27 protein-coding genes are annotated in these 21,815 nt (G+C 58.6%); 16 read left to right on the top strand and 11 right to left on the bottom strand.

What is annotated here, in order from left to right; genetic code table 11:
- Positions 1-14 precede the first annotated feature (14 nt).
- The 7 genes from PSJ8397_RS06210 to recO all read left to right on the top strand — a co-directional run bounded on the left by PSJ8397_RS06210 (position 15) and on the right by recO (position 4,462).
- Positions 15-470, top strand: a complete 456-nt coding sequence (locus tag PSJ8397_RS06210) for a hypothetical protein (protein ID WP_085863727.1) — start codon at positions 15-17, stop codon at positions 468-470.
- Entirely contained in the window at positions 467-883 is a 417-nt protein-coding gene (gene acpS, locus PSJ8397_RS06205) for a holo-ACP synthase (RefSeq protein WP_085863726.1), read from the top strand. The genes PSJ8397_RS06210 and acpS overlap by 4 nt, the downstream gene beginning before the upstream one ends.
- Before the next feature lie 64 nt (positions 884-947).
- Positions 948-1,766 (top strand): signal peptidase I, encoded by an 819-nt coding sequence (gene lepB, locus PSJ8397_RS06200; protein WP_085863725.1) that lies wholly within the window; start codon positions 948-950, stop codon positions 1,764-1,766.
- A complete protein-coding gene (gene rnc, locus PSJ8397_RS06195; RefSeq protein WP_085863724.1) occupies positions 1,763-2,452 on the top strand; it encodes a ribonuclease III in 690 nt (229 codons plus the stop codon). Before lepB ends, rnc begins: the two co-directional genes overlap by 4 nt.
- Positions 2,449-3,357 carry a GTPase Era gene (gene era / locus PSJ8397_RS06190; protein ID WP_085863723.1) on the top strand — a complete coding sequence of 303 codons (909 nt, stop codon included), beginning with the start codon at positions 2,449-2,451 and terminating at the stop codon, positions 3,355-3,357. The genes rnc and era overlap by 4 nt, the downstream gene beginning before the upstream one ends.
- 34 nt (positions 3,358-3,391) lie before the next feature.
- Positions 3,392-3,724: a DUF1491 family protein gene (locus tag PSJ8397_RS06185; protein WP_085863722.1), complete on the top strand. Its 333-nt coding sequence runs from the start codon at positions 3,392-3,394 to the stop codon at positions 3,722-3,724.
- 12 nt (positions 3,725-3,736) lie between these two features.
- A complete protein-coding gene (recO, locus tag PSJ8397_RS06180) occupies positions 3,737-4,462 on the top strand; it encodes a DNA repair protein RecO (protein WP_200811301.1) in 726 nt (241 codons plus the stop codon).
- Here the strand turns inward: recO and PSJ8397_RS06175 are convergent.
- Together PSJ8397_RS06175 and PSJ8397_RS06170 are read right to left on the bottom strand one after the other, a co-directional pair.
- On the bottom strand, positions 4,459-4,854 hold the full coding sequence (locus PSJ8397_RS06175; RefSeq protein WP_085863720.1) for an META domain-containing protein: 396 nt from the start codon (positions 4,852-4,854) through the stop codon (positions 4,459-4,461). The genes recO and PSJ8397_RS06175 overlap by 4 nt on opposite strands.
- 90 nt (positions 4,855-4,944) lie before the next feature.
- The gene (locus PSJ8397_RS06170) at positions 4,945-6,630 is read right to left on the bottom strand and encodes an acyl-CoA dehydrogenase family protein (protein WP_085863719.1); all 1,686 of its coding nucleotides are present in this window, start codon (positions 6,628-6,630) and stop codon (positions 4,945-4,947) included.
- 147 nt (positions 6,631-6,777) lie between these two features.
- On the opposite strand from PSJ8397_RS06170, the gene PSJ8397_RS06165 reads away from it, so the two are divergent.
- A complete protein-coding gene (locus PSJ8397_RS06165) occupies positions 6,778-7,545 on the top strand; it encodes a sulfite exporter TauE/SafE family protein (RefSeq protein WP_085863718.1) in 768 nt (255 codons plus the stop codon).
- Here PSJ8397_RS06165 and PSJ8397_RS06160 read toward each other — a convergent pair.
- Positions 7,542-8,093, bottom strand: coding sequence for a DUF3859 domain-containing protein (locus PSJ8397_RS06160; RefSeq protein WP_085863717.1), 552 nt, complete (start codon positions 8,091-8,093; stop codon positions 7,542-7,544). The genes PSJ8397_RS06165 and PSJ8397_RS06160 overlap by 4 nt on opposite strands.
- 9 nt (positions 8,094-8,102) lie before the next feature.
- On the bottom strand, positions 8,103-9,701 hold the full coding sequence (locus tag PSJ8397_RS06155; RefSeq protein WP_085863716.1) for a phosphoenolpyruvate carboxykinase: 1,599 nt from the start codon (positions 9,699-9,701) through the stop codon (positions 8,103-8,105).
- 308 nt (positions 9,702-10,009) lie between these two features.
- On the opposite strand from PSJ8397_RS06155, the gene PSJ8397_RS06150 reads away from it, so the two are divergent.
- Genes PSJ8397_RS06150 through PSJ8397_RS06120 form a run of 7 tightly spaced genes read left to right on the top strand, consistent with a single transcriptional unit; the run spans position 10,010 to position 15,454 of the window.
- On the top strand, positions 10,010-10,711 hold the full coding sequence (locus PSJ8397_RS06150) for a response regulator transcription factor (RefSeq protein ID WP_085863715.1): 702 nt from the start codon (positions 10,010-10,012) through the stop codon (positions 10,709-10,711).
- A gap of 15 nt (positions 10,712-10,726) precedes the next feature.
- On the top strand, positions 10,727-12,466 hold the full coding sequence (locus PSJ8397_RS06145) for a sensor histidine kinase (protein ID WP_085863714.1): 1,740 nt from the start codon (positions 10,727-10,729) through the stop codon (positions 12,464-12,466).
- On the top strand, positions 12,467-12,916 hold the full coding sequence (locus tag PSJ8397_RS06140) for an HPr kinase/phosphorylase (protein WP_085863713.1): 450 nt from the start codon (positions 12,467-12,469) through the stop codon (positions 12,914-12,916). It begins immediately after the preceding gene.
- 16 nt (positions 12,917-12,932) lie between these two features.
- Positions 12,933-13,844 carry an RNase adapter RapZ gene (rapZ, locus tag PSJ8397_RS06135; RefSeq protein ID WP_085863712.1) on the top strand — a complete coding sequence of 304 codons (912 nt, stop codon included), beginning with the start codon at positions 12,933-12,935 and terminating at the stop codon, positions 13,842-13,844.
- Positions 13,841-14,236, top strand: a complete 396-nt coding sequence (locus PSJ8397_RS06130; protein WP_085863711.1) for a PTS sugar transporter subunit IIA — start codon at positions 13,841-13,843, stop codon at positions 14,234-14,236. Before rapZ ends, PSJ8397_RS06130 begins: the two co-directional genes overlap by 4 nt.
- 38 nt (positions 14,237-14,274) lie before the next feature.
- Entirely contained in the window at positions 14,275-14,544 is a 270-nt protein-coding gene (locus tag PSJ8397_RS06125) for an HPr family phosphocarrier protein (RefSeq protein WP_085863710.1), read from the top strand.
- Positions 14,545-14,569: 25 nt separating this feature from the next.
- On the top strand, positions 14,570-15,454 hold the full coding sequence (locus tag PSJ8397_RS06120; RefSeq protein ID WP_085863709.1) for a lysophospholipid acyltransferase family protein: 885 nt from the start codon (positions 14,570-14,572) through the stop codon (positions 15,452-15,454).
- A gap of 38 nt (positions 15,455-15,492) precedes the next feature.
- Here PSJ8397_RS06120 and PSJ8397_RS06115 read toward each other — a convergent pair whose 3' ends face one another.
- Positions 15,493-16,368 (bottom strand): 3-hydroxybutyryl-CoA dehydrogenase, encoded by an 876-nt coding sequence (locus tag PSJ8397_RS06115; RefSeq protein WP_085863708.1) that lies wholly within the window; start codon positions 16,366-16,368, stop codon positions 15,493-15,495.
- 163 nt (positions 16,369-16,531) lie between these two features.
- On the opposite strand from PSJ8397_RS06115, the gene PSJ8397_RS06110 reads away from it, so the two are divergent.
- Positions 16,532-17,347, top strand: coding sequence for a DUF6473 family protein (locus tag PSJ8397_RS06110; protein ID WP_085863707.1), 816 nt, complete (start codon positions 16,532-16,534; stop codon positions 17,345-17,347).
- A 50-nt stretch (positions 17,348-17,397) separates the two neighbouring features.
- Here the strand turns inward: PSJ8397_RS06110 and PSJ8397_RS06105 are convergent, their stop codons facing one another.
- The 6 genes from PSJ8397_RS06105 to PSJ8397_RS06080 all read right to left on the bottom strand — a co-directional run bounded on the left by PSJ8397_RS06105 (position 17,398) and on the right by PSJ8397_RS06080 (position 21,804).
- Positions 17,398-18,327, bottom strand: a complete 930-nt coding sequence (locus PSJ8397_RS06105) for an electron transfer flavoprotein subunit alpha/FixB family protein (protein ID WP_085863706.1) — start codon at positions 18,325-18,327, stop codon at positions 17,398-17,400.
- Between the two features lies 1 nt (position 18,328).
- The gene (locus PSJ8397_RS06100) at positions 18,329-19,087 is read right to left on the bottom strand and encodes an electron transfer flavoprotein subunit beta/FixA family protein (RefSeq protein WP_085863705.1); all 759 of its coding nucleotides are present in this window, start codon (positions 19,085-19,087) and stop codon (positions 18,329-18,331) included.
- 449 nt (positions 19,088-19,536) lie between these two features.
- A complete protein-coding gene (locus tag PSJ8397_RS06095; RefSeq protein WP_085863704.1) occupies positions 19,537-20,109 on the bottom strand; it encodes a cob(I)yrinic acid a,c-diamide adenosyltransferase in 573 nt (190 codons plus the stop codon).
- A 15-nt stretch (positions 20,110-20,124) separates the two neighbouring features.
- A complete protein-coding gene (locus PSJ8397_RS06090) occupies positions 20,125-20,328 on the bottom strand; it encodes a twin transmembrane helix small protein (protein ID WP_085863703.1) in 204 nt (67 codons plus the stop codon).
- 75 nt (positions 20,329-20,403) lie between these two features.
- Positions 20,404-21,231, bottom strand: coding sequence for an SDR family NAD(P)-dependent oxidoreductase (locus PSJ8397_RS06085; RefSeq protein ID WP_085863702.1), 828 nt, complete (start codon positions 21,229-21,231; stop codon positions 20,404-20,406).
- A gap of 39 nt (positions 21,232-21,270) precedes the next feature.
- On the bottom strand, positions 21,271-21,804 hold the full coding sequence (locus PSJ8397_RS06080) for an SH3 domain-containing protein (RefSeq protein ID WP_159453099.1): 534 nt from the start codon (positions 21,802-21,804) through the stop codon (positions 21,271-21,273).
- Between the last annotated feature and the right edge of the window lie 11 nt (positions 21,805-21,815).

The following is a 21,815-nucleotide window of genomic DNA, read 5'->3' as shown; positions in this document are numbered from 1 at the left end:
TCTAAAGGTGTTCCATGCGTTGGCTTTTGACCGGACTGTTGACCCTATGCGCAGGCGCGGCCACGGCCCAGTTGGCCGCCCCGTGTGATTGGCAGGCCCGCGCCGATGCCGTTGTTGAACCTTGGGAAGATTACAGTGCGACCTTTTCCAATGGCGCCGTGCGGGTGGCCTTGCTGGACACGATCGAACCCGCAGCCGCCGCGTTTTACCTGCTGATCCTGCACCCGCCCTATGACGAAGTCGGGGGGCGGACCTGTACGGTTGTGGGCCTTGATGACGGGCTGGGTTACGCGGGAATGATATTCGAAGAGTTAACCGCCGATTATGACCCCGCCCGCGGCCTGATCTTTCAGATCCCCGCGATCATCTACCTGCCCGAACAGAGCTTTCAAAACTCCACCTTGTTGACGATCACCGTCAATCAGGCGACAGGCGACGTGAGTGTGACACAGGAACTGGGCAACGAATGATCCTTGGCATCGGCACCGATCTGGCCAACATCGACCGCATACAAGGCACGCTGGACCGCTTTGGCGACCGGTTTCGCAACCGCGTGTTCACCGACACCGAACAGCGCAAGGCGGAACGTCGCAAAGATATCGCGGGCACCTATGCCAAACGCTGGGCCGCGAAGGAGGCTTGTTCAAAGGCGTTGGGCACGGGCCTACGCATGGGAATTTCGTGGAAAGACATGGCCGTTAGCAATCTGCACACAGGTCAGCCGGTGATGGCTGTTAGCGGCTGGGCCAAGGATCGGCTGGATCAGATGACGCCCCAAGGGCATGAGGCCATCATCCACGTCACATTGACCGACGATCACCCTTGGGCACAGGCCTTTGTGGTCATCGAAGCCCGTCCCGTCAGCGCCAAGACAGCGGGTTGACTTGGCCCCCGCGCACGCGCACATAACCCTGACCTTTAAGCCAGCATAAGAATGAGGCCGCGCCGTGTGGGCATCGATTAAAGAGACAATAAAAACAGTGGTCTACGCCCTGTTGATCGCGGGCGTCTTTCGGACCTTCCTGTTTCAGCCGTTCTGGATCCCCTCGGGGTCGATGAAAGAAACGCTGCTGGTCGGTGATTTCCTCTTCGTCAACAAAATGGCCTACGGCTATTCTTACGCGTCCTGCCCGTCGATTGTCATTCCGGCCTTGGGTATTGATGTGGACGCCGAAGACTTCTGCGGCGTGTTCAAAGGTGGCAATGATCGCTTGATGGGGTCCGAGCCGGAGCGTGGAGACGTCGTGGTGTTCCGCCACCCTGTCACGGGTCGTGATTTCATCAAACGTCTCATCGGGATGCCGGGTGATACCGTACAGATGCAAGACGGCCAGATCATCCTGAACGGGGAAATCGTGCCCCAACAGGCCGCTGGACTGTTCACCGAACCGTTCGTGCGCCGCGGCCAGCCGCCAAACTTTCCAACCTGTTCCAACGGAACTGTCCCCATCGGCGAAGATTGCCTGAAACAACGGTTCACGGAAACCTTGCCCGATGGTCGCCAATACACTGTTCTGAATGTGGGCGACCGACGTCTTGATACGACGGGCATCTTTACAGTGCCTGAGGGCCAGTATTTCTTTATGGGCGACAACCGCGACAACTCCTCCGACAGTCGCCGTGCGCAAACGGCTGGCGGTGTGGGCTTTGTGCCCTTTGAGGACATCGTAGGCCGTGCGGATCGCATCATGTTCTCGTCCTCTGGGACCTCGCTTCTGGCCTTCTGGACGTGGCGGTCTGACCGTTATTTCAAGGCGATCGAGTGAAGCTGTCAGGCCCATTGCGTGACTTTCAGGCGCGGCTAGGCCACACGTTCAAGGCCCCCGCGTTGCTGATCCGCGCGGTGACGCATTCGTCCATGTCCTCACCCCACCGTGACGACAATCAGCGGCTTGAGTTTTTGGGCGACCGTGTGCTGGGCCTCGTGATCTCCGAGGCCTTGCTGAACGCCGATCCCAATGCCGCCGAAGGTCTGCTCGCCCCGCGTTTCAATGCTCTTGTTCGCAAAGAAGCCTGCGCCGATGTCGCCCGCCAGATTGATCTGGGCGCTGTGCTGAAACTTGGCCGGTCCGAGATGCTCACAGGGGGGCGCCGCAAAGAGGCGCTGCTGGCCGACGCGATGGAGGCGATCATCGCCGCTGTCTATCTGGACGCTGGCTTTGATGCGGCCCGCGACCGTGTTCTGGCCTTGTGGGGCGACCGGATCACCAACGTCAAAGACGACGCCCGTGACCCCAAGACCGCTTTGCAGGAATTCGCGCAAGGCAACGGGCACCCGCCCCCCAAATACACAGAAGTTGCCCGCAGCGGACCAGACCACGCGCCCGTTTTCACCATCGAAGTGACGATTGAAACCGGCGACAGCGACCGCGCCGAGGCCACCAGCAAACGCGCTGCCGAACAGGCCGCCGCACGCGCCCTTTTGGCGCGCCTGCAAGGAGAGACATCATGACCCAACGCGCCGGTTTCGTGGCCCTCATCGGGGAGCCGAACGCAGGCAAATCCACCCTGCTGAACCGCATGGTGGGTGCAAAGGTCTCCATCGTGACCCACAAGGTGCAAACAACGCGCGCGCGCATTCGCGGTGTCGCCATCGAGGGGGACAGCCAGATTGTGTTCGTCGACACGCCGGGCTTGTTCCAACCCAAACGCAGGTTGGACCGGGCCATGGTTGCGGCGGCTTGGGGCGGCGTGGCCGACGCGGATGTGGTGGTTTTGATGATCGAGGCCCACCGTGGAATCACCAAAGGCGTCGAGGCGATTTTGGACCGTTTGGCCGAGGTCGGCACAGGTCGCACCATCGCGTTGGCGATCAACAAGATCGACCGAGTAGAGGCGCCTGTTTTGCTGGGGCTGACCAAAGACCTCAATGACCGCTACGCATTTGCAGAAACCTTCCTTATCTCTGCCGAAAAGGGCCATGGTGCCCATGATTTGCGACTGTGGCTGGCGGACCGGATGCCGGAGGAGCCCTGGCTTTATCCCGAAGACCAGATCGCTGATCTGCCCATGCGCATGATCGCAGCTGAAATGACGCGTGAGAAATTGACCCTGCGTCTGCATCAGGAACTGCCCTATCAACTGACGGTCGAGACGGAAAACTGGGAAGAACGCAAAGACGGATCCGCCAAGGTTGATCAGATCGTTTACGTCGCGCGCGATGGTCACAAAGGCATTGTGCTGGGCAACCGCGGCGAGACGATCAAGGCGGTCAGCAAAGCCGCGCGAGAGGAGTTGAGCGAATTTCTGGGGCGTAAGGTTCACCTGTTCCTACAGGTCAAAGTGCGCCCGAACTGGCTGGAAGAATCCGAACGTTATTCCGAAATGGGCCTCGATTTCAAAGACGGCAACGCATGACGGCGGGCCCCAAAATTCCGGAATTTTGGGCGCGATGACCGCGCGGTTGACCTCTGACATTTGGGTTTCGGCCTACCTGACCCGGTTGCGACTGGCTGACATCCCGGTTTTCGTGACCCGCAAGGGGGATGCGACAGCGGGCAGCGTGTTGGTCAAACTCAACACACTGGATGGCCAAGCACAGGCCTTTCAACGCAGCTTTGATCTGATGTCAGGCGAACGGGCATGGGTCGTTTTGGTCGAAGGCGAAGAGGGGGCGGTGGATGCGTCACTTTCCCGTCAAACGTCCTTCGATCCGGACCTCTGGATCATCGAGGTGGAAGACCGCGCAGGCCGCCATTTGCTTGATGATCCGTCATTGGCCTAAGGTGCGTCCATGATTGAATGGCGCGACGAAGGGGCCTTGTTGAAGGTCCGCAAACACGGCGAAAACAGCGCAATCATTGAGGTGTTTACCCAGTCCCATGGTCGCGCGGCAGGGGTCGTGCGCGGCGGGACCAGCCGCAAAATCGCGCCAATGTTGCAGCCGGGTGCTCAGCTGGACGTCACGTGGAAGGCGCGGCTTGAAGAACACCTTGGCGCCTTTACCATCGAGCCCATTCGCAGCCGTGCGGCGCAGGTGATGTCAGACCGGCTGGCGCTGGCGGGGTTGAATGCGGTGACGTCGATCCTGACCCATGTTTTGCCCGAACGCGAAGATCACCGCGCACTTTATCACCGCACGGTTCAGCTGCTGGATTTGTTGGGTCAGGGGGAGGTTTGGCCGCTGGCCTATCTGCAATGGGAACTGGTCCTTTTGGAAGATCTGGGTTTTGGTCTGGATCTGTCGGCCTGTGCCGTGACGGGACGCAATGATGATCTGATCTATGTGTCCCCGCGCACAGGTCGCGCGGTGGGGCGGCACGCAGCGGGCGATTGGGCCGACAAGCTGTTGCCCTTGCCTCATGTGTTGCTGGGGCAGGGCTCGGCGGATGTGGCCGATATCCTTGCCGCGCTGAAAACCACGGGACATTTTCTAAACAACCATCTGGTGCCGTCGCTGGGGGATCGCGCCCTACCTGAGGCCCGCGCGCGGCTGTTGGAAAGGATCGCGAAAGAAGGTTAACGAGCCTCAAACACCATTGAGCGGCCCTCTTCGTTAGACAGGATCAGCACTCCGCCCGACGCTTCGGCCAAGGTCATATCCTGCAACGCGGCAAAGAACGCCGCCTCTTCCGCCAATTCAGGGCAAGCGCGTCGTGTGGCGCGGATGAATTCGAGGTTAAACCATGGGTAAGGCACGGTCTGGATCGAAGAATACCCGTTGCACGGCCCATTGCCCGCGACGCGGCCTTCTTGCGGAAAGGCAATTGTGGCCGTGGCGCTGAAGGGTGCATCGTCCAATTCGATCAGGTGATAGGTCGCTGACGGGTCGGCATAGCCTGACACTGTCTCATCAGCGAGACAGGCCGTGAGGGAGAGGAGAGAGAAGCTGGCGGCGGTTGCGATTTTCAACATACGAAACACTTACCCCATTTTTTGTGGGGTGCGCTAAATTTATATAAATTTAGCTCTTCCGGCGGGAAATCCGCCGAAAAGGCCATGTCGCTAGAGGATGCGTCTTGCGATCACCTGGGCCTGAATCTCACCGGCACCTTCAAAGATGTTCAGGATCCGTGCGTCGCACAAGATGCGGCTGATTTTGTATTCCAGCGCAAAGCCATTACCGCCGTGGATCTGCAACGCATTGTCTGCAGCAGCCCAAGCCACGCGCGCGCCCAGTAGTTTTGCCATCCCGGCCTCGACATCACAGCGGCGGCCCTCGTCTTTTTCGAACGCACTGAAATAGGTCAGCTGACGGGCCACCATAATCTCAACCGCCATCATGGCCAGCTTGTTGGCCACACGGGGGAAGTTGATCAGCGATTTCCCGAATTGCTTACGATCTTGTGCGTAGCGCATGCCTTCATCCATCGCGGAGCAGGCGACGCCCACGGCGCGGGCGGCTGTTTGGATGCGTGCGCTTTCAAAGGTTTCCATCAGCTGCTTGAAGCCCTTGCCCTCTTCGCCGCCCAACAGGTTTTCACCCTTCACTTTGAAGTCGTCAAAGTTGAGGGTGTATTCCTTCATGCCACGGTAGCCCAAGACCTCAATCTCGCCGCCAGAGATGCCGGGGTCCTGCCATGGTTCCGCGTCCGTGCCAGGGGTCTTTTCGGCCAAGAACATGGACAGGCCCTTGTAGTTGTCGGTGTCCGGCACTGTGCGGGCCAACACCGTCATCACATGGGTCCGGGCCGCGTGGGTGATCCATGTTTTATTACCATTCAGCACCCAATCGCCGTTTTCATCCTTCACAGCTTTGGTGCGCAATGCGCCAAGGTCGGACCCTGTGTTGGGTTCCGTAAACACCGCCGTGGGCAGCGTTTCGGCGCTGGCCAGCTTGGGCAGCCACTTTTCCTTTTGGTCATCCGTGCCGCCCGCGATGATCAGCTCTGCTGCGATTTCGGACCGTGTGCCAAGCGACCCCACGCCGATATAGCCGCGCGACAGTTCTTCGGACACAACGCACATGGACGCTTTGGACAGACCAAATCCGCCGTATTCTTCAGGGATGGTGAGGCCAAAGACACCCATTTCGGCCAATTCGTCGATGATTTCCATCGGGATCAGCTCATCCTTGAGGTGCCATTCGTGGGCCTCAGGCTCGATCCGCTCGATCGAATAGCGGCGGAATTGTTCGCGGATCATTTCAAGTTCTTCATCGAGGCCGGACCGCCCGACGGTGATTTCTGCCTGACGTTCCTGCATCAGATCAACCAACCGCAGCCGCGCCGCTTGCGTGTTGCCGGATTGGGTCAGGGTTTGCACCGCTGGTTCCATCAGCCCGCGCATCTGGTCCTGGGTCAGCCCGATGTCTTGCAGGCGCAGAATTTCGCCCTGATTCATCGGGATGCCGCCATAGAGCTGCCAAAGGTATTCGCCAAAGGCGATCTGGTGGATCAGCTGTTCGACCTCTCCAAATTGGTCGTCTGCGTCCAGCTTTTCGGCCCAGGCCTGCATCTGGGCCAGTGCTTCAACATAGGTGGCCACCCAGGCCAGCCCGTGGGCGGCGGTTTGTTCGGCCTCAACCAAGGCGCCGGACACACGACCGTCCACAGTCACCTTGTCGCGGACGCAGTCTTTGGCGGCTGTCAAAAGGGCCTGCAAAGGAGGCAGGGCCGCCGCTGTTGTGGCCAACAGGTCAGGCAGAATAACTGCAGAGGTCTGATCAAGGTCTTGTCCGTCGCGGGGCATGGCCGACTCCTTTATGTTGCACGTGCAGAAATACTGCCTTCGCAATGGCAGCGCAATAATAATTCGCGCACCATTTGTCGCACGAACAAAAATAACCTTGCGGAATTTTGGGTGCAGCGACAGTCCAGCGCGTGTAGCTGTCATACCATGACCGCCCTAATCGGACTAGAAAGCATACTGTCGCTTGCGCTGGTGTTCGCCGTCGCGCTGTTGGCGGGGTTCGTTAAGGGCTGCGTGGGCTTCGCGATGCCGACGGTGATGATGTCGGGTCTGACGTTGCTGTTGCCGCCCGAACAGGCCTTGGCGGCGTTGATTATACCGACGTTGCTGACCAACACGTGGCAGGCCTTGCGGCAGGGCGTGCGCAGCGCGTGGCAGACAGTAATCCGGTTTCGGGTGTTTCTGGCGGCGGGCTGTGTGTGCCTTGTGGCCAGCGCCCAATTGGTTCCTGTTTTGAACGCGCGGGCGCTGTTTGGACTGATCGGGGGCCCGATCCTTCTGTTTGCCTGTGCCCAACTGGCCGGGTGGCGCCCTGTCCTTGGGTCCAGATCCAGCAGGGTCGAGGCCGCGGTGGGCGGGTTCACGGGCCTGATTGGCGGGGTATCTGGGATTTGGGGGCCACCCACCGTGTCCTACCTGACTGCCATCAACGTGCCCAAACAGGACAGTGTCCGAGCGCAAGGGACGATCTACGGCTTAGGTGCCGTGGCCTTGGCAGGCGCGCATATTCAGACGGGTGTCCTTCGACCAGACACGTTGCCCTTGTCCCTGTTCCTGATCCCCGCCGCGTTGATCGGGTTGGCCATCGGGTTTCGCGTGCAAGACAAATTTGATCAGGCCACCTTTCGGCGCGCGACCTTGCTGGTCCTGATCGTGGCGGGGCTGAACCTGTTGCGCCGTGCGGTTTTTGGCTAGCTGAACAGGTTTTGATACCCGCAGGCGTCCGCCAAGTTGGGCAAGGTTTCAGGCGGAACGACGGTGAACGTCACCTCATACAGGGTCACAGCCCCCAGTGACGCGGTCATGGTCCAGTCGCCCAATGCCAGTTCATAATCATAGTCGAATTGATAAAACGTGATGCCCGGATCTGTGTCTGACCCGATACGGGTTTGAAAGCTTTGCTGAGTGGCACCGGACCCTGCAAATGGTGGATGGGTCACGGTCATTGTTACGCCATCCTGCATCATCCCGTCGCGCAGGCCGGACCGCACGCCAAACCCCACCCCGATGACCGCCGGAACAAGACGCCCGTCGCTGATAAACTCCGGCGCGCGCGTCACCACATGGGTTGTCCCTGCAACGGTGTCAGGTGCGGCGCGCGATGTGCCTTCGTCTTGGGCGCACAGGACGCCCGCCTCAAATAGGCCCAGCAGCGGCGATTGAAACGCGTCGTCTGCCGCCAAGACAAAACCGCCCCAGCCAAAGGCCAGGGCGGTTGTAACTGTGCAAAGTGATCTGACCATAGGGGCAGACTAGCCGATTGCGGCCGCTTTGACATCCTCATCAATGAAGGGGACGTATTGGGCGAAATTGTCCGCAAACATATCGACCAGCTTTGCCGCCTGCGCATCATAGGCGGCCCCATCTGCCCATGTGTCGCGCGGTGTTAGCAACACGTCATCCACGCCTTCGCAGGTTACAGGCACGTCAAAGCCAAAATTTGCGTCCTTGCGGAACTGGCCCTCGACCAAGGTGCCATTGAGTGCGGAGGTCAACAGCGCCCGCGTCGCCTTGATCGGCATACGGTTGCCGGTGCCATAGGCCCCACCGGTCCAGCCGGTGTTCACCAACCAGCAGGTCGCCCCATGCGACGCGATCTTCTGGCGCAGCAGGTTGCCGTAAACCTCAGGCCGGCGCGGCATGAAAGGCGCACCAAAGCAGGTGGAGAACGTGGGCTCAGGCTCGGTCACGCCGCGCTCCGTGCCTGCCACCTTGGACGTGAACCCACTGAGGAAGTGATACATCGCCTGTGCAGGTGTCAGCCGCGCGATGGGCGGCAACACGCCAAAGGCATCGCAGGTAAGCATGATGATGTTTTTGGGATGCCCGCCCAAGGCGTTGTCTGATGCGTTTGAGATATAGTGCAACGGGTAGGCGCAACGCATGTTGGCCGTCAGGCTGTCGTCTTCGAAATCCAGCTCCAACGTCTCGGGGTCAAACACCATGTTCTCAATCACGGTGCCTGGCATCTGCGTGGTCGCATAAATTTCAGGCTCGGCCTCGGGGTTCAGACCGATGGTTTTCGCGTAACAGCCCCCCTCGAAGTTAAAGATGCCGCGATCGGACCAGCCGTGTTCGTCGTCCCCGATCAACACGCGGTTCGGGTCTGCGCTCAGCGTGGTCTTCCCCGTGCCGGACAGGCCAAAGAACACCGCCGAATCCACAGGGTTGCCTTGCGCGTGGTTGGCCGAACAATGCATCGGCATGATGTCTTTCTCAGGCAGAAGGTAGTTCAACAACGTGAACACCGATTTCTTGTTTTCGCCGGCGTATTCGGTGCCCGCGATCAGGATCATCTTGCGGTCGAAGTTCATCGTGATGACGGTAGAGGTCCGGCAGCCGTGACGCTCTGGGTCTGCCTCAAAGCTGGGGCAGTTGATCACGGTCCAATCCGGCGTGAACCCTTCAACCTCAGACGCGTCGGGGCGGCGCATCATGTGGCGGATAAACAGCCCGTGCCAGGCCAGTTCTGTGACAAAGCGCACGTCGATCCGGTGCGCAGGGTCCGCGCCGCCATAAAGGTCGGACACGAAATAATCCTTACCGCCCATGTGCGCGATCAGATCGTCATACAGCTGATCGAACTTCGCAGGCTCCATCGCAGCGTTGTTGTCCCACCAGATGGTGTTTTCGGTCGTGGCAGACCGCACCACGTGTTTGTCCTTTGGCGACCGGCCGGTAAATTTACCCGTGCTCACCAAAAAGGTGCCGCCTTTGCCCAGCTGACCTTCCTCGCGCTTCAGCGCTTCTTCGATCAACTGGTCTTCGGAGTAGTTATAATAGACCTGACCCAAACCGCTGATGCCCTGCTGGGGCAGCTTCATGGAAGGGTTGACCGTGCCGTGGTCCATTGTCTTGCTCCTATCTGAAGGGGCCGACATGGCCCCGATATCCGTGACCTAACATGATGATTTTATGGCTGGATAGACGGCGCAGCCGCCGTTAGCGCAACCAAATGAACGTTAGCGCAACCAACTTTGCCCGGCGGGCAACCTTCCGCCGAAAGTGAGACATTTTAGTCATTGGTTACCTTTTTTGTGGGCACAAGAGGGCGAACATTGCGTGGATTTTGCGATTTTGGATTGATTCGCTACGTCGAAGCGGGGCAAAACAAAAGAAAAACAGGCAATAATACATTGAGCAGAAGAGGGGCAGTAACATGTCACGTATCGCACTTGTCGATGACGACCGTAATATTTTGACGTCCGTTCAGATCACGTTGGAGGCCGAAGGCTTCGATGTGGAAACCTACAACGACGGCCAGCAGGCGCTTGACGCTTTCAACAAGAAATTGCCCGATATGGCCGTGCTGGACATCAAGATGCCGCGCATGGACGGCATGGATCTGTTGCAGCGCTTGCGCCAGAAAACTTCCATGCCGGTGATTTTCCTGACCTCCAAAGACGATGAGATTGATGAGGTCCTGGGCCTGCGCATGGGCGCCGACGACTACGTAAAAAAACCGTTTTCCCAGCGCCTTTTGGTGGAACGCATCCGCGCGCTGCTGCGTCGTCAGGATGCGATCTCTGGCGAAGAGATCGAGGAGTCCGAGGAAAACAAAATTCTCGTCCGTGGTGATCTGTCGATGGATCCTCTGCGCCACGCCGTGAAATGGAAGGGCCGTGACGTGTCCCTGACGGTCACGGAATTTCTTCTGTTGCAGGCCCTGGCCCAGCGGCCTGGTTTCGTGAAATCCCGCGACCAGCTGATGGATGTGGCCTATGACGATCAGGTCTACGTGGATGACCGCACGATCGACAGCCACATCAAGCGTCTGCGCAAGAAAATGCGCACAGCGGATGACGAATTCTCCGCGATTGAGACGCTCTACGGGATCGGCTACCGCTACAACGAAGAGTAACAGCAAAGGCAGGCCATGACGGTTGCCCCTAAAATTGACGTTCGCGATCTAAAGTCCGTCCGTGCCGCCGCGCGCGAGACGGGCGACGTCGTATTGGGTGATGATTTTGTGGCCCCGCAAGCCGATGATTTCCTGACCGAGCGGCGCAAACGCCGGTCGTTCCGGCACCTGTTCCGCTCCCCCATCGCGCGCAAGATCATTACGTTTAATTTGCTGGCGTTGATTATTCTTGTGGCGGGGATGCTCTACCTCAATCCCGCGCGCGACAACCTGACCTATCAGCGCGGCTCCGCCCTCGTGAATGAGGTTGAGTTGATCGCAGATGTGTTTGAAGCACAGCTGCCGGTAAACGCGCCCGTTAACCTGATGTCCGGCGATGGGGCGGATGCCCGTATCACCCTTGAAAACCTCGACCTGCGCGGCGGGGTCGATGTGTATCTGTTGGATACGCAAGGCAACCTGATCGACCAATCGATGGCATCGGGCGAGGATGATCCAGCGGTCGTTGGCCTTGATCAAAATGAACGCAGTACCTTTCTTACGCGGGGTTTGAACACGCTGTGGACCAACGCCGTCGATCTGCTGCGGGGCGCTGACGCGGGCGCGGGCGATGCGGATCTTTTGGGCGATCTGTCCGCAAACGTGCCGGCCACCTTGGACAGAGGCACATGGATCGAAACCCGCACCAATGGGCAAGGCCAATCGTTTTTCAGCGTGATGACCCCGATTGTTCAGCAGGGCGGCGCACAGGTGGGGGTGATTGCGCTCGTGTCTGCTGCCGGCGAACTGGACGATCTGGTCGCCCAGCAACGTGAACAATTGCTGCAGATGTTCGTGGTGGGGATTATCGTCTCTGTGCTTCTCAGCCTCGCGCTGGCCTCGACAATTGCGCATCCGTTGTCTGACCTGGCGAAGGCCGCCGAACTGGGCCGCGACAAGAACGCACGGAAAATGTCACCCCACCGGATCCGCATTCCCGATCTGACAGGGCGCCCCGATGAAATCGGCCGTCTGTCCGGCGCGCTGCGGGGCATGGTATCGGCTTTGTTTGAACGCATCGAAGGCAACGAACAATTCGCTGCAGATGTCGCGCATGAAATCAAGAACCCGCTCGCGTCGTTGCGATCTGCGGTGGGCACCCTGCGGCTGGCCAAAAAAGAGGAACATCGCCAACGTATGCTGGATGTCATCGAACACGATGTGCAACGGCTGGATCGACTGGTCAGCGATATTTCCAACGCCTCACGACTTGATTCCGAATTGGTCAAGGAAGAGGAAGAGGCGTTCAATCTGATCAAAACGCTGACCCACCTGACGGAATTTCTGGGCAATCAAGCCAAGGAAAAGGGCGTCGACTTTATCTCGGATCTGCCGCGAGATCCGATTGAGATTATCGGGCTGGAGGGGCGCTTGGCCCAAGTCTTTGTGAACCTGATTTCCAATGCGATCTCCTTTTGCGAGGATGGCGATGCCATCCGCGTCTGGGTTCGAAAACGCGACAACCGCGTGCTGGTTGTTGTCGAAGACACCGGTCCTGGCATCCCCGAAGGCGCGTTGCAAAAGGTGTTTCAGCGGTTCTATTCGGAACGGCCTGAGACCCAGTTTGGTGACAACTCCGGCCTTGGCCTCGCCATTTCCAAACAAATCGTCGAGGCTCATGGCGGCGTAATCTGGGCCGAAAACATCCGCCCCACCGACGCCGACATCGGCTCTGAACCATTGGGCGCACGCTTCGTGGTTGGCCTGCCTGTTTAAATGCTGTCCATTCCGGTCAAACCTGCGCCGGACGGACATCAGTCCCTTCATGCCAGCACGGTCGCGCTGAACGATCAGGCCCTCGTCATCTGCGGCCCGTCTGGTTGCGGCAAGTCCAGCCTCGCCTTGCGGTTGATGTCGCTTGGGGCTGCGTTGATCGCGGACGATAGGACCCTTTTTACGGTGGTTAAGGGTCAACTGCTTGCAAGCGCACCGCCAACGCTCCCTGCGGGAATTGAAGTGCGGGGCCTTGGCCTGCTGGCGGCCCCCCTCGGACCTGCGACGAAAGTGACCGCGATCCTTGATCTGGGCGTCGAGGAGCCTGACAGATTGCCGGCGGCCAAACACATTCACCTGTTGGGTCAGAATGTCACCCTGCTTCACAAGCCCGACACCCCCTATATTGCAGAGGCTATGGTTCATTATTTAATGCATGGCAGAACCCACTAATCCCGAAAGAGGCCCTATGTCGGATCACGACACCAGAGTGCAAAAGATCATTATGGTCAGCGGTCCGTCCGGTGCAGGCCGGTCGACTGCGATCAATGTGCTCGAAGATCTGGGATATGAGGCGATCGACAACATGCCCCTGTCCTTGATGCCACGTCTGACCGATGGTCCCCTGACGCGACCGCTGGCCATCGGCATCGACGTGCGCAACCGCGATTTTTCGCTGGACCGCGTGAAGGAAGCCCTCGATCTGATGGCAACGCGCATCGACATCGATGCGCAACTCCTCTTTCTGGAGGCGTCGGAGGACGCATTGGTGCGCCGCTATTCCGAGACCCGCCGGCGCCATCCATTGGCGCCCGATGAACCCGCCATTCAGGGCATTCGACGTGAGGCCGATATCCTCTCCCCCCTGCGCGCAGAGGCAGAGTTTTTGTTGGATACGTCAGATCTGTCCCCGCATGACCTCAAGGCACGGCTGACGGATTGGTTCGGCGAAAAGGGGGCGGCGCTGTTCGGGATCACGTTGCAGTCTTTTTCGTACAAACGGGGGCTGCCCAAAGCGTCAGACATGACTTTCGATTGCCGGTTTCTCAAGAACCCCTACTGGGATGCGGCACTGCGTGGGCTGACCGGCTTGGATGGCGATGTGGGCAAACACATTGAAGGGGATCGCCGACTGCAACCGTTCTTACACAAAACGACAGATTTGCTTAACCTTTTGCTGCCAGCCTTTCGTGAAGAAGGCAAATCGCACATCAGCATCGGGTTTGGCTGTACCGGCGGGCAACATCGATCGGTTTACGTGACTGAATGTATCGCGTTGGCCCTTGCAGAAAAGGGGTGGCAGGTGTCTAAACGACACAGAGAACTGGACCGCGCGGGCGTTTCTGCGCAAGGGTCTCATGGCCATAGGACACAAACGTGATCGGCATCGTAATTGTAGCGCACGGCGGTTTGGCGACAGAATATCTGTCTGCCGTTCAACATGTCGTGGGCAAACAATCTGGGATTGAAGCCATCGCCATCGAGCCCGAAGATGACCGGGCTCTTAAACAGACCGAGATTTGCAATGCCGCCGATGCCGTGGATACAGGCAATGGTGTTGTCATCGTGACCGATATGTTTGGCGGCTCCCCGTCAAATCTGTCCCTGCGGGCCTGTTCGCCAGAAAACCGCCGCATCGTCTATGGCGCCAATCTGCCGATGTTGGTGAAACTTGCGAAATCGCGCCGCAAATCCGTGCCTGACGCCGTGAAAGCCGCGCTTGAGGCGGGGCGCAAATACATCGACAGTCACTCGGTTAATCTGGATGTCTGACCGCGCCGCCCATGATTGAATGATATGAGTTTCCCGCCATGACACGCCGCACCTTGCAGATCGTCAACATCAAAGGCCTTCACGCCCGCGCCTCGGCCAAGTTTGCCGAAACGGTTGAGACTTTTGATGCCAGGGCCGAAGTCAGCAAAGACGGCATGTCAGCGGATGGCGACAGCATCATGGGGCTTTTGATGTTGGCAGCTTCCAAGGGAACCTCTATTGAGGTTGAAACACAGGGGCCTGAGGCTGAACAGCTCATGACTGCACTCGATGCGTTGGTGGCGGATAAGTTCGGCGAAGGGGACTGAGGTCCTGAACTTCTAAGGCTAGGACATGAGTTTGACCGATACGTCGACCAAAACCGAAAGTACGACGCCGGAGGAGGACGCGCCGCGCGTCTATGACCGACGATCGCTGACCTATTCGGAAACCTTCGACAGCAACGCCAAACGCTGGTTCATCATGGGGATGGAATGGCTGACCGGTAAGATTAAGGTCATTCGCCGTGTGCGCCGGTTCGAACGCATGGGCACCCCCACAGGTCAGGCCTTCTGGCCCGCGACGATGCGGGCGATGGGCATCGAAATTCAAACGCCGCAGGATCAGTTGGATCATATCCCTGAAACAGGGCCTGTGGTGTTCGTGGCCAACCATCCGCATGGCTTGGTCGATGGCATGATATTGGCGGATTTGATTGGCCGACGTCGCAACGATTACCGTATTCTGACACGGGCTTTGCTGACGGGCATTGATGAAAGCGCCTCAAGTTATATGATCCCTGTCCCCTTCCTGCATGAGGAAGACGCGCAACGCAAAATGATCGAAATGCGTGCCAAAGCGATGGAACACCTCGCGAACGGCGGCCTGATTGCGCTGTTCCCATCTGGCGTCGTGGCCGCGTCAGAAACGGCATTCGGCCCCGCGATTGAAGAGGAATGGAATGTCTTTACCGCCAAGATGATCAAACGATCAGGTGCGACGATCGTGCCGTGTTTTTTCCCGGGCAGCAATTCAAGGGCGTATCAGATTGCCAACCAGATCAGCTCAACCCTGCGGCAGGGATTGTTGATCCACGAGGTGGCCCATGCCTTTGACAAACCGCAAAAGCCGGTGATCGGCCCTGCGATTTCACCAGAAGACTACGCCGACCGCCTCAATGATCCGCGCGCCTTCATGGCCTGGCTGCGGGATCATACGTTGTCTTTGAAAGAAGACTGAGCTGTCGGCGGGGATCTCTAAAATTCCGGAATTTTAGATTATCGTGTCGGCACCGGTGTCTCGCCACGGTAATCGTAGAACCCGCGTTTGGTCTTGCGGCCCAGCCACCCTGCCTCGACGTATTTTGTCAGAAGGGGACAGGGGCGGTATTTTGTATCGGACAAACCATCGTGCAGCACTGTCATAATCGCCAAACAGGTGTCCAGCCCGATAAAATCGGCCAACTCCAACGGCCCCATCGGATGGTTCGCCCCCAATTTTAGGGAGGTGTCGATCGATTCAACGTTTCCGACACCTTCATACAACGCATAGACCGCCTCGTTGATCATCGGCATCAGGATGCGGTTGACGATGAAGGCTGGGAAATCTTCCGCCGTCGCCGAGGTTTTGCCCAACCGGTCCACCACACCTTTGCAGGCATCGAACGTTTCCACATCTGTGGCGATCCCGCGGATCAATTCGACAAGCTGCATGATCGGAACAGGGTTCATAAAGTGGAACCCCATGAATTTTTCCGGCCGATCCGTGCGTGACGCAAGCCGGGTGATGGAAATTGACGATGTGTTCGTCGTCAGGATCGTATCGGGCGTCAGGTGGGGCAACAAATCTTCAAAAATCGCCTGCTTGACGCTTTCGCGTTCTGTGGCAGCCTCAATCACCAAATCTGTGGGGCCAAGGTCCGTCAATGTCAGGGTCGTGCCGATCCGTTTCATTGCGTCGGCTTTGTCGCCCTCAGTGATCAACCCCTTGGTAACCTGACGCGCCATATTCTTCTCAACGCTGGCCCGCGCTGCGCGCAATGCATCGTCGCTGATGTCTGTTAACAAAACCTCATAACCGGCCAAGGCGCAGACATGCGCAATGCCGTTGCCCATTTGTCCCGCGCCGACGACGCCAATTCGTTCAATGCCCATTGGTTCTGCCCTTTGCTGAATGGCGCCACCATAGGCCCCGCGACGGGGACGCTCAAGGCGCCGCATCCAGATCAATTTTCAACAAATTAACACTTTAGCAACTTGGTAAGGGAATCGGCTGAAAAGAGGCAGTGGTGAGTTTAAATTGAGAAGGGTGGGACCTATGAAAACCTATGAGACATCAACAGGCGGACTCCGTCTTACATCTTGCACATACGGCCTGTCGCGGCTGTCCTTTCGCGGGCCGCGCCGCCCAACAGATGGTCCGTTTGTGGCCTGTCTTGGCGGGTCAGATACGTTTGCCCGCTATGTGCCCAAACCGTATCCTGACCTGATTGAAACCGCGATCGGTGAGGTTTGCGTTAACTTCGGGTGTCAGGCCGCAGGCCCTGATGTGTATCTGAATGATCCCGCGATGCGCACCCTTAGGCGGGATGCGGCGGCCACGGTCTTGCAAATCCCCGGCGCGGCCAACCTCAGCAATGCGTTCTACCGTGTCCATCCGCGCCGAAATGATCGTTTTGTTGCCCCAACCAATAAGCTGAAAATGCTGTTTCCTGAGGTGGATTTCGCCGAGATTTCCTTCACCGGACACCTTATTTCCCGGCTAAATGCTGTGGACGAAGCGCGGTTTGCATTGGTGCGCACAGCCCTGCAAAACACATGGCTGCACCGCATGATTGAGTTGGTCGAAGACGCGACAGGTCCCGTTCTGCTGCTGTGGTTTGCCTCTCGGACACCTGCGGACGAAGGCGCGATGCAGCCGCATATGGAACCGGTGTTTGTCACCGCCGACATGGTTGAGGCGCTGCGCGATCACGTCGATGATATTATTGAGGTCGTTCACAAGCGCGGCACGCTTGAGGGAATGTCCTTTGCCCCGTTGGATACCTTGGCGGCAGGGGATGCGCTTGGCGTTGATGCGCATATGGCGGCAGCGAAGGCGTTACGCACCCCGTTGATGCACGCACTGTCCTAACGCAAAAGGCCCGCGATAACGCGGGCCTCTTGAACTCTTTTGGCTGTGGTTCAGCCCAGTTTTTCGACCAGTTCAGGCACAGCGTCAAACAGGTCAGCAACCAGACCGAAATCCGCCACCTGAAAGATTGGGGCTTCTTCGTCCTTGTTGATGGCCACGATCACCTTGGAATCCTTCATACCAGCAAGGTGCTGGATGGCGCCGGAAATGCCGACTGCCACATAAAGATCAGGTGCCACAACCTTACCGGTTTGGCCCACCTGCCAGTCGTTGGGCGCATAACCGGAATCGACCGCCGCGCGGGATGCGCCAACGGCGGCCCCCAATTTGTCGGCCAGACCTTCGATCAATTTGAAGTCTTCCTCAGACCCAACGCCACGCCCGCCGGACACAACGACGCCCGCAGATGTCAACTCGGGGCGGTCGCTTTCAGCAACCTTATCTTCGACCCATTCGGACAGACCCGGGTTCGCAGCTGCAGCGATCTCTTCCACAGAAGCGGAGCCGCCCATGCCTGCGGCGTCAAACGTGGACGTCCGGATCGTCATGACCTTCGTTGCATCCGACGATTTCACCGTCTGGATCGCATTGCCCGCATAGATCGGACGTTCGAAGGTGTCGGCGTCCACAACGGCCGTCACCTCAGAGATGATCATGACGTCCAGCATCGCCGCCACGCGGGGCAGGATGTTTTTGGACGCGGCGGTCGATGGCGCGCAGATGTGCGCGTAATCACCAGCCAGACCCACAATAAGGTCTGCCATCGGCTCTGCCAGATCATGGCCATAGGCGTCATCCGACGCGCACAGCACCTTGGCCACACCGTCCAGCGTAGCAGCCTCAGCCGCCGCAGCCTGACACTCGGCTCCCGCGCACAGGATGGTCACGTCGCCCATTTGCCGCGCCGCAGTCAGCGCTTTTGCGGTGGCGTCCACGGACAGCTCACCATTCACAACTTCAGCAATCAGAAGAACAGCCATTTTATACAGCCCCCGCTTCTTTGAGTTTTTCAACAAGTTCATCGACGGAGCCGACAACGATACCAGCGGCACGGGCCTCAGGTTCGGACGTGCCGACGATTTCCAGACGGTTCGCAACATCCACGCCGTAGTCGGCAGGTGTTTTCTCGTCCAACGGCTTTTTCTTCGCCTTCATGATGTTGGGCAGCGAGGCATAGCGCGGCTCGTTCAGGCGCAAATCAACCGTCACGATCGCAGGCATCTTGATCTTGATCGTCTGCAAACCGCCGTCCACTTCGCGGGTCACGGTGGCCGTGTCGCCGTCCACGTCCAGCTCGGACGCGAATGTACCCTGCGACCAACCGGTCAGGGCGGCCAGCATCTGGCCCGTGGCGTTCATGTCGTTGTCGATCGCCTGTTTGCCCGCCAGAACCAGACCAGGCTGTTCTTCGTCGATCACACCTTTGAGGATTTTGGCAACCGCCAGAGGCTCAATATCGTTGTGCACGTCGTCGGCAGCCACAACCAGAATGGCACGGTCCGCGCCCATGGCCAGCGCTGTGCGCAACGTTTCCTGGGATTGCTTGACCCCGATGGACACGGCCACAACCTCGTCGGCTTTGCCCGCTTCTTTCAGGCGGATCGCCTCTTCGACGGCAATTTCGTCGAACGGGTTCATGGACATTTTAACATTGGCGAGATCGACACCGCTGCCGTCCGCTTTCACACGAACCTTTACGTTGTAATCAATCACGCGTTTGACGGGTACGAGGACCTTCATCAGCGGTTTCTCCCTTTGGCGGCGCACGTCCGCGCCTCAGCTTCAACTTCCAGTTTCAAATACCGCAGAGGACCCGCGGAAAATAGGCCAGAATCGACACACAGGTAGGACCTGACGTCGCGTATGTGAAAAAACGCGCAAAAATTTCACCTAGTCAAGGGCGATCGCATCAAAGGTCGGTGATAGGCCCACCAAAGAAAGAGGCCGCCCGATCAGGAGGCGGCCTTCTTAGTCATCTCTTTGGATTGGCGTCACCGAGGACGCCTCAGGCTTCAGCGGTTCGCGCTTCCAGGCGCCAGTACGTCCACTGGACGTATCGCCGCCTCGTGCCTCAGCGGTTCGCGCTTCCAGGCGCCAGTACGTCCACTGGACGTATCGCCGCCTCGTGCCTCAGCGGTTCGCGCTTCCAGGCGCCAATACGTCCACTGGACGTATCGCCGCCTCGTGCCTCAGCGGTTCGCGCCTGGAACCCACAAAACGTCGTCTTTGCCGCTGTTGTTGGCGATCCGCGACGCCACAAAAAACCAGTCGGACAAACGGTTCAGGTATTTGACGCCGGCAGGGTTCACCGATTCCATACCGCCCAATTCAACCGACAGACGTTCTGCACGGCGCGCAACTGTCCGGCACAGGTGCAGATGTGCGGCCAATGCGGACCCGCCGGGCAGGATAAAGGAGCGCAGCGGCTCCAGATCCGCGTTCATGGCATCAATCTCTGATTCCAGCCGCGCAACTTGTCCGTCGGTCATCCGCAAGGGCGCGTATTCCGCCTCGCCGTCTTTTTCCATGTCGGGGCGGCACAAGTCCGCGCCCAGATCGAACAGATCGTTCTGGATGGCGGCCAGCTGCGCGTCCATGTCACCTGTCGCATGCAAACGCGCCATTCCCACGGTCGCGTTGGCCTCATCCACGGTGCCATAGGCCGTCACGCGCAGCGAATGTTTCGCCACGCGGCTGCCGTTGCCCAATGCCGTCTCACCTGCGTCGCCGGTTTTCGTGTAAATCTTGTTCAGTACAACCATCTGCTGTGTCTATCCTCAGTTGCCGCTTTGAGAGCGGACATATGCAAAACCCACGATCAACACCACGGCCACAAACTGCGCCGCAATGCGCAACTGCATGACTTTGTTGGATTTCTTGCTGTCACCACCGGTGCCAAACAGCGACACACCCCAAATCAGGATCGCCGCCACCCCAAGGCATGCCACGAGGATTACATAGAAAAAGGGATCGTCAGCCATGTCATTTCGTCCTTGTTGATCTTGCCCTGCCACCTAAGGCCCGCCCGTCGAAAAGCCAGAACAAAGCGCAGCGGGTCAGCCTTTTCGTAGCACGCGGTCCAACATCCGTGTTGTCAGCACGCGCCGCAGAAAGCCCATAAGGTAGGTCGGTGTTGTCACGTAGTACCGCGGTTTAGGGTTGGGGTGCGTGCAGGCCTTCAGCAATTTCATCGTGACAGCAGAGGCTGGCAGTTCAAATTTGTCCGGCCCGTTGTCTTCATACAGACGTTTTTTCAGACCGCGCTCGTATTGCCCCCGTCGCGCAGAGTTTTCCCAATCAATCCAGCGTTCAAAATGCGGGATCGACTTTTTGCGGATGTCCGATGTGACAGGGCCTGTGTTCATCGTCACAATTTTGATGTTCGTGTCCGCCATCTCGATCCGTAGGGTATCGGTCAGCCCCTCCAGCGCGAATTTGGTGGCGTTATAGGTGCCGCGCCACGGCAAGGTGATCAGCCCCAACACAGACGAATGTTGCACGATCCGCCCGTGCCCTTGGGCGCGCATCACGGGGATCACGCGGCGGGTCAGGTCGTGGACACCAAAAACATTGGTCTCAAAGTTGGCGCGCAACGCCTCTCGCGGGACGTCTTCCACCGCACCGGGCGTGGCATGTCCACCATTGTTGAACAGCGCGTCCAACGTGCCGCCGGTTGCCGCCAGAACCTCGGCCAGTCCGGCCTCCAATGTGGCGGGGTCGCGGTAATCCATAAGGGGCGCGTCAAACCCTTCGGCCTTCAGGCGGGCGCAATCCTCGGCGCTGCGGCACGATGCAAAGACACGCCACCCCGCCGCGCGCATTCCATGGGCCGCATCATATCCGATGCCCGATGAGCATCCCGTAATCAGAATAGATTTTGTCATGCCGGTCTTCTGCCCCGCGTGTGCCGGACAGACAAGCGGTTAAGCGTCGGGGTCCGTCAACAGACGTTCGGCCATCCAACCTTCGACGCCGCGGTCAAGGGTGGCCACGTTGGCCCAACCGCTCTCGTCGATCTCGATCACCTCAAGGGCCGTACCGCCATTGAGCGTGACAATGACATCGAAATTGGTGCCCGGACCGGACCGCATGTTCACTCGATTGCCCGCCACTTCCCTGATGTCAGTCACCACGTCGACAGGAGTTTGTTCGGGGGCTGGTTCGGGTGCAGGCGTGGGGGCGGCGGCAATCTCAACGACGGGTTCGGCGCGTGTGACAGGCGCAGGCTCCTGAACGGAGGCCGTAATCACCTGTGCTTCGGGCGCCTCAACGGACGTTATATTTGACGTCGAAACAGACAGCAGTTCAGGTGCGGCGCGCGTCACCTCTGGCGCGGCCTCAACCGCGGCCTCTGCTACGATTACATCGCGTTCAACGGGCTGAAAATCAGCACCGCCTGAGACTTCGTAATAGGCCCACCCCATAAAGGCGAAGGACACCCAAACATAGGTTTTCATAACTCGAACCC

This window comes from Pseudooctadecabacter jejudonensis, from assembly GCF_900172275.1.
GTDB lineage: Bacteria > Pseudomonadota > Alphaproteobacteria > Rhodobacterales > Rhodobacteraceae > Octadecabacter > Octadecabacter jejudonensis.
This window is presented reverse-complemented; position numbering and strand designations above follow the sequence as displayed.